The organism is Lentzea waywayandensis, assembly GCF_900115955.1.
GTDB lineage: Bacteria > Actinomycetota > Actinomycetes > Mycobacteriales > Pseudonocardiaceae > Lentzea > Lentzea waywayandensis.
In genome coordinates, this window is the sequence record NZ_FOYL01000003.1 from 854,139 (window position 1) to 866,045 (window position 11,907).

Consider the following 11,907-nt stretch of genomic DNA (forward strand, 5'->3'; position numbering starts at 1 on the left):
TTCTCGCTGCGCGCCAAGAGCTGTGCCACTCTCGACGGCACAGGTCTTGACCGAGGGGAAACAACGGCCCGCCTATCGGCTCTAGTCGATGAGCGGGCTGTTGTGCGAGAAACGTCCGCATGCGCAGAACTCTGCTCGCTGTTCTCCTGGCCGCCGCCGCGATCGTGGCAGCACCGGCCAACGGAACAGCGCAACCGTCGAGTCCAGACCGAGAACCGGGAAACGGGCCTGAGCGCAACGAGGTCGCCACCCTGGACAACGCTTTCCAGGCTCAGCTGGCACTGGCCCAGGGGGAGAACCAGGCCGACAGACACCAGGGTTACCCGCGCCGGACGAAGCTGCGGACGTACCCGGAGAACACGGCCGACAAGTCCATCAAGCTCGGCCTCGCGCCGTACCACTCGCTCGCGCCGAAGCTGAACGCGTTGCAGCAGAAGAGCAACAGGATCTCGGTCGAGGTCGTCGGCCAGTCGGGACTCGGGCGTGACCTGTACCTGGTCACGCTGACCGCGCCGGAGAGCGCGACCCAGACCCGGATCCAGGAACAGTTCCGCGCCACCATCGAAGAAGGCCGCAACGTCCCTGCGGGGCTGTACAAGGCGCCGATCTGGATCAACAACAACATCCACGGCGACGAGTGGGAGGGCACGGACGGCGCGCTGCGCGTCATCGAGCACCTCGCCACGAGCAACGACGCCGAGACCAGGAACCTGTTGCAGCGCAGCAGGGTCTACTTCAACCTCACGGCGAACCCGGACGGTCGTGTCGCCGGCACGCGCGTGAACAGCGCGGGGTTCGACCTCAACCGCGACTTCGTCACGAGTTCCCAGCCCGAGAACCGGGCGATGCAGGACATGGTGGAGCGCACGCAGCCGTTGATGATGCTGGACGAGCACGGTTACGTGACGAACACGCTGATCGAGCCGACCACGCCGCCGCACGGCCAGAACTACGATTTCGACCTGTACATCAAGCACGGTTACGCGGGCGGCCTGCTGATGGAGAAGGCCGTGCAGGCCCTCGGGCATCCCGAGACGGCGAAGCCGGAGATCCCGTTCCGCGACTACCCGGTCGGCGAGTGGGACGGCTGGGCGCCCATCTACACCGCGCAGTACTCGATGTACCACGGTGCCGTCTCGTACACGATCGAGATCCCGCAGCAGGTCAACCGTCAGGCGTACGAGACCCTGCCGGCGACGGAGCTGCAGCGGCGTTCGAAGATCAACACCGACGTCGTCGAGGCCACCATCAAGACCACGCTGGACTACGTGGACGACAACCGGCGCAGCCTGATCGCGAACCAGACGGAGATGTTCCGCCGCGGCGCGGCTGGTGAAAAACAGCGGTACATCCCGGACGGCTTCGTGCCCGGCTTCGGGCCGGAAGACCGGTTCAGCACGGAGTTCCCGCGCGCCTACGTGATCACCGCGGAACGGTCGGCGCCCGCCGCCGCACGGCTCGTCGACCAGCTGGTCCGGCACGACGTCCGGGTCGAACGGGCGGAGAAGCCGTTCACGCTGGGCGGTAAGCGTTATCCGGCCGGGTCGTACGTCGTGGACATGCACCAGCCCAAGCGCGGCCTCGCGAACGTGATGCTGGAGCAGGGCAGCGACATCTCCGCCAAGGCGCCGGTCATGTACGACATCTCCGGCTGGAGCCACCGCCTGCTCTGGGGTGCGTCGGTCGACATCTTCAAGAGCGGCCAGTTCCGGTTCGACGGCAAGCCGGTCGTGGCCGCCGCGCCGACCGGGGACGTCGATGCCGCACCGGGTGCCGACCTCGCCCTCGCGCTGACCGACCAGAAGGACGTCAGCGCCGTCAACGACCTGCTGTCGCGTGGTCTCGGCCTGCGCCGCCAGGACGACGGCACGATCGTCGTTCCGGCCAGCGAAAGGGCCGCCGCGAAGGAGGTCGCCGACCGCTACGGCGTGCGCTTCACGACCGCCAAGCCGGGTGGTCAAGCGTTGCAGCGCAAGGTGATCGCGGCCGCTGTGTCCGCCGACGAGCTTCAGGTGCTGCGCGAGTCCGGGTTCGACGTCCGCACGATCTCCACCGCCGTGCTGAACGCGGGCTTCGACTGGTCGCGCATCGACGCGCTGTACGTGGGCGCGGGCCTCAGCTACGCCCAGCTGAACGCCGCCGCGAAGACAGGGCTGGACGAGTTCCTCAAGCGCGGTGGCGTGGTCACGCGCGGTGCGACGGGCAGCAGGTTCAACACCGAGGCCAAGCTCCTGCAGGCCACGCCCACAGCCGGCTGGGAGGACGCCAACGGCGTCGTGAACGTCGTCAACGGCACCGGCCCGATCGGCGCCAACGCGTTGCCGCACTCGTTCGTCTACGCACCGCAGTGGTTCACGAACCTCGGCACGGGCGTGACGGTCGAACAGCGCTACGGCAGCACGGTGATCGCCTCAGGCCACTGGCACGCACGCGACAATGGCACTGGCGGCCAGGATGCGGCAGCGGGTCAGGCAGCGGTCGTGTCGGGTACGGCGGCCAACGGCGCGAAGGTCGTCCTCTTCGGCACCGAACCGATGTTCCGCAACCACCCGAAGGGCCTGTACGCCCAGGTGGCGCGGGCGATCTTCTGGACGAGCACGCGCTAGACGAGAAAGGGGCGGGGAGCCCCGACAGCCTCCCCGCCCCACTCGCTGTACCCCACACCAGGGTTCCCGGTTCGCGATCTCGGAAACCCCAGGTCAGGACTCCCCGGCCCCCGGCGGCAGGAAGCCGTGCGCCGACAGGTCGAACCAGTTGCCCTCGGGATCGATCGCCCGGTACTCCGCGAACGGCCGGTCCCCGCCCCGCAAAGCCGGCTTGGGTTCCAGCGTCTCCAGGTACGGAGCGACGTCCTGCACCTGGAACCCGAAGTGGTTGAAGCCGGTCGGCACGTCGCCGTCGAGCCGCTGCTGGATCAACGCCAGGTTGATGTACCCATCGGTGACGAAGTGGCTGCCATCGGGATCCGTGTGGAACAACGACATCCCGAACTTCGACGTGTAGAAGTCGGCCATCTCCTTCGCGTCCTGCACGACGAACGCGATGTGCCGCAACCGTGGCCTGGTCATGACAGTCCCTTCGGGATCATGTTGTGGAACGCGGCGATCTCCCACCCGTCCTCGCGCCGCACGACGACGGCCTGCGCGTGGGTGGTGATGCCCGCCGGGGCGATGGACGACGTGACGTGCACGACCGAGATCTCTGAGGTCAACGGCCTGATCAGGCTGATCTCCGCGGTGAGCTTGGTGTCGCGGTACGGCCCGGCGAAGAGCTGGGAGTGCCCGAGAGCCACCGCGCGACGCCCGAACAGCTCCTCGCCACGCACGGTCACGAAGTCGACGTCCTCGGCGAAGACGGACGCGAACGCGGCGCCGTCGCCGACAGCCCAGCCCTGCTCCATGCGCTGCCACAACGAGTAGATCTGTTCGGTCATGAGTGGTTCGTCCTCAACGGCAGGCGCAGGCACTCGGAGTCCCATGCGGCAAGCGAGTAGTAGAGACCGCCATGGCGGCGTTCGAGGTAACAGACGACGTTCACGGGCCATCCGCTGTTGCGGAACATGTGCTCGTCCATCGGCGTAGGGCTGTCGCTCAACGGCCGGTTGCGCTCGCACTCGGGCCCGAGCCGGTGCCAGTCCGGGTGCAGGTGGATCGAGCCGAGCACGTCCAGGCCGGAAGCGTCGGCCCTCCGCGTGATCGTCAGCAGGTCGGCGGGATCGAGCCACCACGCCCGCACCGGGTTCTCGTAAGCCGTGCCGAACCGCGGCACGATCGTCGACGCGAACTCCTCGCGTGCCGACGGGTCCGTCAGCCGCGCGTTGCGGCCGAACGCCACCTCCGACACCACGGCCTCGCTGCCGGCGGACCGGCCGAGCAGCACCGCGAAACACGGTCTCGGTTCATCCTCGGTGATGAACGAGTATTCGGCGGACGCGGCCTCCAAAAACGTTTTCACAGCGCGATCCGAAAACAACACCGCGTCGGTGCGCGTCGGGCGCTCGGCCAATTCCATCACGTGACCGAACGTATCGAGACCGTCACGTCTCACGCGAGATAGCGAAGGGTATTGGCCCTATTACATTGAGCGATAACATCAGGCGCATGCGTCTGGAAGTGCGGCATCTCGAACTGGTCGTGGCGATCGCCGACTGCGGCAGCCTGCGCAAGGCCGCCGCCCGGCTGCACCTCACCCAGCCTGCGGTGACGACGCAGCTCAAACGTATCGAGGACCATCTGGGCGGCACGTTGTTCCTGCGCACGGCCGATGGCGTCAAGCTCACGCCGACCGGCCAGGATTTTGTCCAGGAGGCGCGATCGATGCTCACACAGCTCGTCACGCTCGAACGCGTAACGCGCCGTAACACGCAAAGCCCCAGTGCGCCTACCAGGCTCGCGGGAATCCCCGCTTATCACTTCGGACTACTCGTCGGCGCGTTAAAGGACAACGTCACCAGCCGCACCATCAAGGAGACCGGCACGCTCACCGCGTTGCTCACCACCGGCGAACTCGACATCGCGGTGATGCGGCAATTTCCCGGTACTCCGCTGACACTGCCGCCGAACGTCGGCCATCGCCTGCTCACCCGCGAACCGCTGTTCGCCGGCGTGCCCGACCGGCATCCCCGGGCGCAGGGACCCGAGATCGAACTCGAAGCGCTCGCGGACGACAAGTGGGTCATGCCGGAGCCCGACGACAGCGGCATGAACGCCCACTTCGCCCGTGAGTGCGCGGCCGTCGGGTTCGAGCAACGGATCGCGCACTTCAGCAGCGAGGCGCACGTCGTGCTGACGCTGATCAGGGAGTCCGGCGCGGTGTGCCCGCTCTACCCGGTCGGCGGCACCCCGCCCGGCGTCGCCCGCCTGCCGATCGCCGGGAACCCGCTGGTGCGCGAGGTCGTGCTGGCCTGGCGCACGGACGCGCCGGTCGCCGAGGAGATCGACGACCTGTGCGAGCAGGTCGCCACGGGGTACCTGAAGCTGGTCGAGGAGAGCGAGGTCTACGCGCGGTGGTGGCGCGCGGGAGGAGAGGCGTTCGCGCTCAGTCCGTAGAGCGCTCTCAGTCCTTGGAACCGCCGCCGCCGTCCGGGCGCACGATGATGACGACCCGGTCGTCCGACGAGATGGGCTTGCCGCCGTTCTTGTTGACCGTGCCGACCAGCGACGCCGTCTCGTTCAGCATCTCCATCGGCCCGAGCAGGCCGAAACCGTCCTCCGCCATCGCGGCCTCCGGCTTGCCCGTGAAGGCGCCGGTTTCGTTCATCGACAGCAGCTGGTAGCCGGGCGTCTTGGACGTGGCCACGCTCAGCTCGTTCGAGTACGACGAGCAGCCCATCACACCGGGCTTGTCCGGCCACGCCCACGCGACCTCGCCGAGCTTGCCCGGAACGACGCGGTAGACGACGTCGCCGCTCGCGGCCCAGTCCGTCACCCAGATCTTCGAGGTGTCCGCCGAGACGCACAGGCCGCCGGGGAGCCGCAGCCCGGACGAGACGACCGTGCTGCCGGCCGTCGGGTTGCCCTGGGCGGGCTGACCGGAGCCGTCGATCCGCAGCACCTTGCCCGCCAGGGAGTTCGGGTCGGCGGCCAGCGCGGGGTTCCCGGCGTCACCGGTCGCGACGAGGATCGCGCCCTTGCGGTCGCTGGCGAGCACACCGCGGTTGCCGGAAGGCCCCTTCGGGATGCCGGTGAGGATCGGCTTGGGCGTGTCACCGGGCGCGATGCGCAGCACCCGGTTGTCCGTCGCGGTCGTCACGTAGACGTACGCGAGCTGGTCCTCCGCGAACGTCGCCGACAACGCCAGCCCGGACAGTCCGCCGTCGGTCGACGTGTCGACCTCCAGCTGGGCGATCACGACGGGGTCGACGTCCTTGGTGACCTTGAGCAGGCGCCCGCCGCGTTCGGTCGCGTACGCCGCGACCCCGCCCTGGGCGTCCGCGCCGATCGGGGCGACTCCCGTGACGACGTTGAGGCACGTGGCCACCACGGCGGGGTGGTAGTCCTTGCAGCCCTGTGGCGGCGGCACGCTCTGCGGCGCCGGGTTGCGGCCGGGGTCACCCGGTGTCGGGCGGTACTCGCCCGGCAGCTCGGGCTTCGGACCTGCCTGCGGGGTCAGCTGTGGCTGGGCGCTCCACTGGGTGGGCGCCGGCTCGTCGGGAAAACTCGCACAGCCCCCTGCCAGCAGGCAGACGGCGGTCAGCAACGCGACGGAACGAACCACGACTCCCAGGTTAGGTGCGCGGCCGTGAACCGGAAGTGAACGCCTCCGAGGTGGCGAAGTCGACCGACCGCACCCGGTCGAGCAGCAGATCGAGTTCGGCGGCGACCACCTCGGGTGCCTCCAGCGGCAGGTAATGGCTGCACGGCAGCACGCGCAGCCGTGCCTGGGGCAACGCGCCGACGGGACCGGACATGCTCTCCGTCGTCGCGAGCAGGTCGTCGCGACCGGCCAGCAGTGTGACGGGGCACACGATCGGGGTGAGGTCCTGGCGCGGCGTCTCGCCCAGCGCGAGCGCCAGCGTGAAGTACCAGCGCCAGTCGTGTTGCAGGAACCGGCTCACCGCCTGGGTGACAGCCTTCGGGTCGCTGCTCGGCTTGATCACGCCGCTGTGCCGCAACAGGAACGTCGTCGCGTCCGTCACCGGGACGCGGTGCAGCACCCTGTCCAGCACCGGACCGGCCTGTTGCAGCAGTTTTGCGCTGGTGAGCCCTACGAGCCGCCGGACGTTCTTGGGCACCAACGGCAGCATGGCGTCGAACGAGTCGCCCGGCGCGCCCGCGACGAGCAGCAGGCCCGCCACGCGTTCCGGATGACGCAGCGCCAGCTCTGCCGCGACCGTCACGCCCATCGACCAGCCCATGACGACGCACCGCTCGATGCCCGCCTCGTCCAGCACGGCGAGCGCGTCCGCCACGTGGTCGTCCAGCGAGATGTTGCGCTCGTCGACGGGCCGGTCCGACCCCATCGTGCCGCGCATGTACCAGCTGAGCATGCCGCCACGATCGGTCAGCGACGGCCACGACTCGGGTCCGGAACCCACGCCGGGGCACAGCAGCACCGGTGTTCCCTCACCCGGTACCTGCCACGCTCGGATCTTCGTGCCGTCCCACGCGATGACGTCGTGCTCCCGCATGACAGACATTCTGACGTACGTTGCTCTGGTGACGCTCACCGTGCTCGTGCCAGATGATTTCGGAGTTCAAGCGCTGTCTCAGGTGGACGGTGTCCGGCCGGTTCGTTACGTGCCGGGGGAGCCGCTGCCGTCCGACGCGCTGAACGCCGAGGTCCTGGTCCCCAGGTTCCTCGCCGGCACCGACCCGCGCGAGGTGTTCGCGCAGTTGCCGAATCTCAAACTCGTGCAGTTGCTCAGTGCCGGCGCGGAGAACTTCATCGGCAAGGTGCCGGACGGTGTGCTGCTTTCCACGTGCCGGGGCGCGCACGGCGGCAGCACCGCGGAGTGGGCCATCGGCGCGTTGCTCGCGATATACCGAGACTTCCTCGTTTTCGAACGCGCCCGCGCCGAGGGCCGCTGGGACTACCACCTGACGGACACCTTGCAGGACAAGAAGGTCCTCATCGTCGGTGCCGGCGACCTGGGCGAGCAGCTGAAGCGCCGCCTCGAACCGTTCGACGCCACGGCGACCATGGTCGGCCGCACCGCCAGGGATGGCGTGCACGGCCAGGACGAGCTGCCCTCGTTGCTGCCGGAGTTCGACGCGGTGGTGATCTTCACGCCGATGACCGAGGAGACCCGCCACCTCGTCGACGCCAAGTTCCTGGCCGCGATGAAGGACAACGCGATCCTGGTCAACGGCGCGCGCGGCCCGGTCGTCGACACGGACGCATTGCTCGCCGAACTGAATTCCGGGCGACTGCGCGCGGCCCTGGACGTGACCGATCCCGAACCCCTGCCGGCCGATTATCCACTGTGGACCGCACCGGGCCTGCTGCTGACCCCGCACGTGGCCGGATCCTGCACGGGCCACGCACATCGCGCCTACGCGATCGCCGCCTCGGAGATCTCCAGGTACGGTGCGGGAGAGCGTCCGCGCAATCTTGTGAACGGCACCTACTAGGGCTGCACTAGGCCATTTGGGTGAACCTGGGCTGCCGTTCGGCTCTCGCGCGCCCGCACGAGGTCTCCTAGCGTGCGGGCGTGGCTACTCACGACAAAGGCTCGACGAGTTCGAGCGCTTTCTCCGACGACTCGTTCTATTCGAGCAGCGGAGGGGGAGTGCACCACTTCGACGACAGCACGGCCAGAGTCGGCGGAGACACCGTCCAGTCGTACGACTCGTCGACGAAGGCGTTCGACAACTCGGGTTACACGCCGCTGGAGACGTCCACTGTGGACGAGCGCGACGACGACCTGTTCGACGACGACCGCAAGAAGTTCGGCTGGACGGCCGGTCCTGACATCGGACTGCTCGGCCTGCGCGCGGTGCTCGGCGGCATCTTCGTGCTGCACGGCCTGCAGAAGGTCTTCGGGCTCTTCGGCGGCCCCGGCATCAACGGCTTCGCGCAGTCGCTGGAGAAGATGGGCTACCGCGAGTCCGTGGTCCTCGCCTGGGTCACCGGCGTCACCGAACTCGCCGGTGGCGGCCTGCTCGTGCTCGGCCTCTTCACGCCGCTGGCCGCGGCGGGCCTGCTCGCCGTGATGGCCAACGTCATCGCGCTCCAGTACAAGGGCGGTTTCTTCGGCCCCAACGGCGTGGAGCTCGAACTGGCGCTCGCGGGCATGGCGTTCGCGGCGCTGTTCGCCGGGCCCGGCCGGGCCGCGCTCGACTACAACCGCAGCTGGTTCCGCCACCCGCTGGCGGCCGGTTTCATCGCACTCGTGCTCGGAGCGGGTGGCGCGGCGGTGACCTTCTTCGTCTTCCGGTAAGAACAGCCCTGTGCGGAAGAACCTGACGGGAGCGGTGCTCCAGCTCGCCCTGCTGGTGATCGGGACTCCGGTCGCCTACCTGGTGGCGTTCCCGTTCGGTCTCACCGCGAAGTCCCTGCTCCCGCCGCTCGGCCTGCTCGCGGGCCTCATCGTCAGCGGCGTCCTGGTCAAGAGAACGAACCAGCCCGTCAGCGGTCCGCTGACGGGCTGGCTGGTTTTCGGCGCCGCGATGGCGCTCGCACTGGTTCTCTAGAGGTCCGGGTTGCGCACCGCACCGGTCGACGCGTCGGTCGCCATCCGCGCGTAGGCCCGCAGCGCCGCCGTGACCGGACGGATCCGGTCCACCGGCTGCCACGGCCGCTCCGACGCCTCCATCTTGGCGCGGCGCTCGGCCAGCACGTCGGCGTCCACCAGCAGCTCGAGGCGCCGCTCGTGCACGTCGATCAGGATCCGGTCGCCGTTCTGCACCAGGCCGATCGTGCCGCCGCCCGCCGCCTCCGGCGAGATGTGACCGATCGACAGGCCCGACGAACCGCCGGAGAACCTGCCGTCCGTGATCAGCGCGCACTTCTTGCCGAGTCCGGAACCCTTGAGGAACGCGGTCGGGTGCAGCATCTCCTGCATGCCGGGGCCGCCGGACGGGCCCTCGTAGCGCACGACCAGGACCTCGCCCGCCTGGATCTCCTTGTTCAGGATCGCCGAGACGGCCTGCTCCTGGGACTCGACGACGCGCGCCGGGCCCTCGAAGTGCCACAGCTCCTCGTCGATGCCCGCGGACTTGATGATCGCGCCGCGCTCGGCCAGGTTGCCGCGCAGCACGTTCAGGCCGCCGTCACGGGTGTAGGCGTGCTCGTCGTCGCGGATGCAGCCGCCGGCCGCGTCGGTGTCCAAAGAGGACCAGCGGTTCGACGTCGAGAACGCCTCGGTGGTGCGCACACCACCGGGAGCGGCGTGGAACAGCTCGATCGCCTCCGCGGACGGGTTCTCGGCGCGGATGTCCCACTTGCCGAGCCACTCGGCCATCGTCGGCGTGTGCACCGAAGTGACGTCGTCGTTGAGCAGGCCTGCGCGGTAGAGCTCGCCCAGCAGCGCGGGGATTCCGCCGGCCCGGTGCACGTCCTCCATATGGTAGTCGGAGTTCGGCGACACCTTGGACAGGCACGGCACGCGGCGGGACAGGTCGTCGATGTCCTGAAGCGTGAAGTCGATCTCGCCCTCCTGCGCGGCGGCGAGGATGTGCAGCACGGTGTTCGTCGAGCCGCCCATGGCCATGTCGAGCGCCATCGCGTTCTCGAACGCCTTGCGGTTCGCGATCGACCGCGGCAGCGCAGACTCGTCGTCCTCGCCGTACCAGCGCCTGCACAGCTCCACGACCACGCGGCCGGCCTCGGAGAACAGCTCGCGGCGCGCGGCGTGCGTGGCCAGCGTCGAACCGTTGCCCGGCAACGAGAGCCCGAGGGCCTCCGTCAGGCAGTTCATCGAGTTCGCGGTGAACATGCCGGAACACGAACCGCACGTCGGGCACGCGGAGCGCTCGACCTCGGAGAGCCCGTCCTCGCTCACGGCGGGGGAAGCGGACGCGGAGATCGCGGTGATCAGGTCCGTCGGCGCGACGGCGACACCCTCGACGACGACGGCCTTGCCGGCCTCCATCGGGCCGCCGGACACGAACACGACGGGGATGTTGAGCCGCATCGCCGCGTTCAGCATGCCGGGCGTGATCTTGTCGCAGTTCGAGATGCAGACGATCGCGTCGGCCTGGTGGGCGTTGACCATGTACTCGACGGAGTCGGCGATGATCTCGCGGCTGGGCAGCGAGTAGAGCATCCCGCTGTGGCCCATGGCGATGCCGTCGTCGACCGCGATGGTGTGGAACTCGCGTGCGACACCGCCCGCCTCGCGCACCGCCTCGGCCACGATGTCCCCGAGATCGCGCAGGTGCACGTGGCCCGGCACGAACTGCGTGTAGGAGTTGGCGATCGCGATGATGGGCTTGCCGAAGTCGCTGTCGGTCATGCCGGTCGCGCGCCAGAGGGCGCGGGCACCCGCTGCGTTGCGGCCGTGAGTGGTGGTGCGAGAGCGGAGCTGAGGCACTGCTCCTCCAGATTCAGTTCATGAAAAAACGCGCGGGACGCGGGGGTGAGGCGTCCATCAGTCTGGGAGCGGTGCCTCAAAGGTTACTTGTGCGCAGACTCGCCGAGACCAGCAGACAGGCCAGTGCGAGCGTGATCACGTGCACGACGGTGCACCACAGGCAGATCTTGCCGATGATCAGGAACTCGGCCGCCACCAGGTAGACGACCATCAGGACGCCTACGCCGACCGCTGCGAGACGCACCCATTTCAGGGCGTCGACCCGCCACGCGAACGGGAGGCAGATCACGGTCAGGAACGCGAAGAACGCCAGTCCGAGGAACGCGACGGGGATGCCCAGGAGCTCCGACTGCTCGCTGGTGGTCACCGTCTCGCAGTCGATCACCGCGTCCGCCGAGCACAGCAGCGCGTTCGCGTTGAAGTGCGTGTACGTCAGATAAGCCGAGGTCAGCAGGCCCGCGATGGACAGCAGCAGGCTCAGCAGCGGAACTCGTTTGATCACTTCTCCGACTCTACGACCTCTTCCGCGACTTCCTCTTCCGCGACTTCTTCCTTGACCGTCGGGTCGGGCACCCGGCCACCGCTGATCAGCGACAGCGCCGGCAGGTGCATGAACCGCACCGCGGGCAGCGTCACCTCGGAGTCGTCGTCCTTCACGGCCTTGAGCCAGCCCTTCTGGACCAGCCGGATCGACTTCAGCTCGGCCCACTTCACCGTCGTGGTGCCGAACACACCGCGGGCGACGAGCTCCACCTCGGTGACCGTCGTGCGGTTGCGGACGACCCAGTACGCGTAGCCGAGCGGGAGAACGTAGAGCGCTTGCAGTCCCGGAGCGAGCCACGCCACAGGGGTGACGCAGATGGCGATCAAACCCGCTGCGAGCAGGGCCGTTGCCGGGATGCGAAAGACCAGCTTCTTCACTCGGACGATTG

Annotated in this window: 13 protein-coding genes; 5 read left to right on the forward strand and 8 right to left on the reverse strand. The window is 68.5% G+C overall.

All coding sequences use genetic code 11. From position 1 onward, the window contains the following. Window positions 1-119 precede the first annotated feature (119 nt). Entirely contained in the window at window positions 120-2,606 is a 2,487-nt protein-coding gene (locus BM417_RS14740; RefSeq protein WP_093593091.1) for a M14 family zinc carboxypeptidase, read from the forward strand. Between the two features lie 93 nt (window positions 2,607-2,699). Here BM417_RS14740 and BM417_RS14745 read toward each other — a convergent pair whose 3' ends face one another. The 3 genes from BM417_RS14745 to BM417_RS46790 are packed head-to-tail and all read right to left on the reverse strand — an operon-like array spanning window position 2,700 to window position 3,954. Further along, window positions 2,700-3,068 (reverse strand): VOC family protein, encoded by a 369-nt coding sequence (locus BM417_RS14745; RefSeq protein ID WP_093593094.1) that lies wholly within the window; start codon window positions 3,066-3,068, stop codon window positions 2,700-2,702. Then, on the reverse strand, window positions 3,065-3,433 hold the full coding sequence (locus BM417_RS14750; RefSeq protein ID WP_177320435.1) for an SgcJ/EcaC family oxidoreductase: 369 nt from the start codon (window positions 3,431-3,433) through the stop codon (window positions 3,065-3,067). The genes BM417_RS14745 and BM417_RS14750 overlap by 4 nt, the downstream gene beginning before the upstream one ends. Then, entirely contained in the window at window positions 3,430-3,954 is a 525-nt protein-coding gene (locus BM417_RS46790) for an MPN domain-containing protein (protein ID WP_143138650.1), read from the reverse strand. Before BM417_RS46790 ends, BM417_RS14750 begins: the two co-directional genes overlap by 4 nt. A gap of 146 nt (window positions 3,955-4,100) precedes the next feature. On the opposite strand from BM417_RS46790, the gene BM417_RS14755 reads away from it, so the two are divergent. After that, window positions 4,101-5,048 (forward strand): LysR family transcriptional regulator, encoded by a 948-nt coding sequence (locus BM417_RS14755; protein ID WP_093593100.1) that lies wholly within the window; start codon window positions 4,101-4,103, stop codon window positions 5,046-5,048. 7 nt (window positions 5,049-5,055) lie between these two features. Here the strand turns inward: BM417_RS14755 and BM417_RS14760 are convergent, their stop codons facing one another. Further along, complete coding sequence (locus BM417_RS14760; RefSeq protein ID WP_245821918.1) at window positions 5,056-6,216, reverse strand: PQQ-dependent sugar dehydrogenase; 1,161 nt, start codon at window positions 6,214-6,216, stop codon at window positions 5,056-5,058. A gap of 10 nt (window positions 6,217-6,226) precedes the next feature. Further along, window positions 6,227-7,129: an alpha/beta fold hydrolase gene (locus BM417_RS14765; protein ID WP_245821919.1), complete on the reverse strand. Its 903-nt coding sequence runs from the start codon at window positions 7,127-7,129 to the stop codon at window positions 6,227-6,229. On the opposite strand from BM417_RS14765, the gene BM417_RS14770 reads away from it, so the two are divergent. The 3 genes from BM417_RS14770 to BM417_RS14780 all read left to right on the forward strand — a co-directional run bounded on the left by BM417_RS14770 (window position 7,128) and on the right by BM417_RS14780 (window position 9,134). Beyond that, entirely contained in the window at window positions 7,128-8,072 is a 945-nt protein-coding gene (locus tag BM417_RS14770; RefSeq protein ID WP_093593779.1) for a 2-hydroxyacid dehydrogenase, read from the forward strand. The genes BM417_RS14765 and BM417_RS14770 overlap by 2 nt on opposite strands. Window positions 8,073-8,152: 80 nt before the next feature. Then, on the forward strand, window positions 8,153-8,881 hold the full coding sequence (locus BM417_RS14775; RefSeq protein ID WP_245821920.1) for a DoxX family protein: 729 nt from the start codon (window positions 8,153-8,155) through the stop codon (window positions 8,879-8,881). 10 nt (window positions 8,882-8,891) lie between these two features. After that, window positions 8,892-9,134 (forward strand): hypothetical protein, encoded by a 243-nt coding sequence (locus BM417_RS14780; RefSeq protein ID WP_093593109.1) that lies wholly within the window; start codon window positions 8,892-8,894, stop codon window positions 9,132-9,134. Here BM417_RS14780 and ilvD read toward each other — a convergent pair. The 3 genes from ilvD to BM417_RS14795 form a co-directional block, all read right to left on the reverse strand. Then, complete coding sequence (gene ilvD / locus BM417_RS14785) at window positions 9,131-10,975, reverse strand: dihydroxy-acid dehydratase (RefSeq protein WP_093593112.1); 1,845 nt, start codon at window positions 10,973-10,975, stop codon at window positions 9,131-9,133. The genes BM417_RS14780 and ilvD overlap by 4 nt on opposite strands. Before the next feature lie 76 nt (window positions 10,976-11,051). Beyond that, window positions 11,052-11,477 carry a vitamin K epoxide reductase family protein gene (locus BM417_RS14790; RefSeq protein WP_093593115.1) on the reverse strand — a complete coding sequence of 142 codons (426 nt, stop codon included), beginning with the start codon at window positions 11,475-11,477 and terminating at the stop codon, window positions 11,052-11,054. Beyond that, window positions 11,474-11,896 carry a PH domain-containing protein gene (locus BM417_RS14795; RefSeq protein ID WP_177320436.1) on the reverse strand — a complete coding sequence of 141 codons (423 nt, stop codon included), beginning with the start codon at window positions 11,894-11,896 and terminating at the stop codon, window positions 11,474-11,476. Before BM417_RS14795 ends, BM417_RS14790 begins: the two co-directional genes overlap by 4 nt. Window positions 11,897-11,907 lie beyond the last annotated feature (11 nt).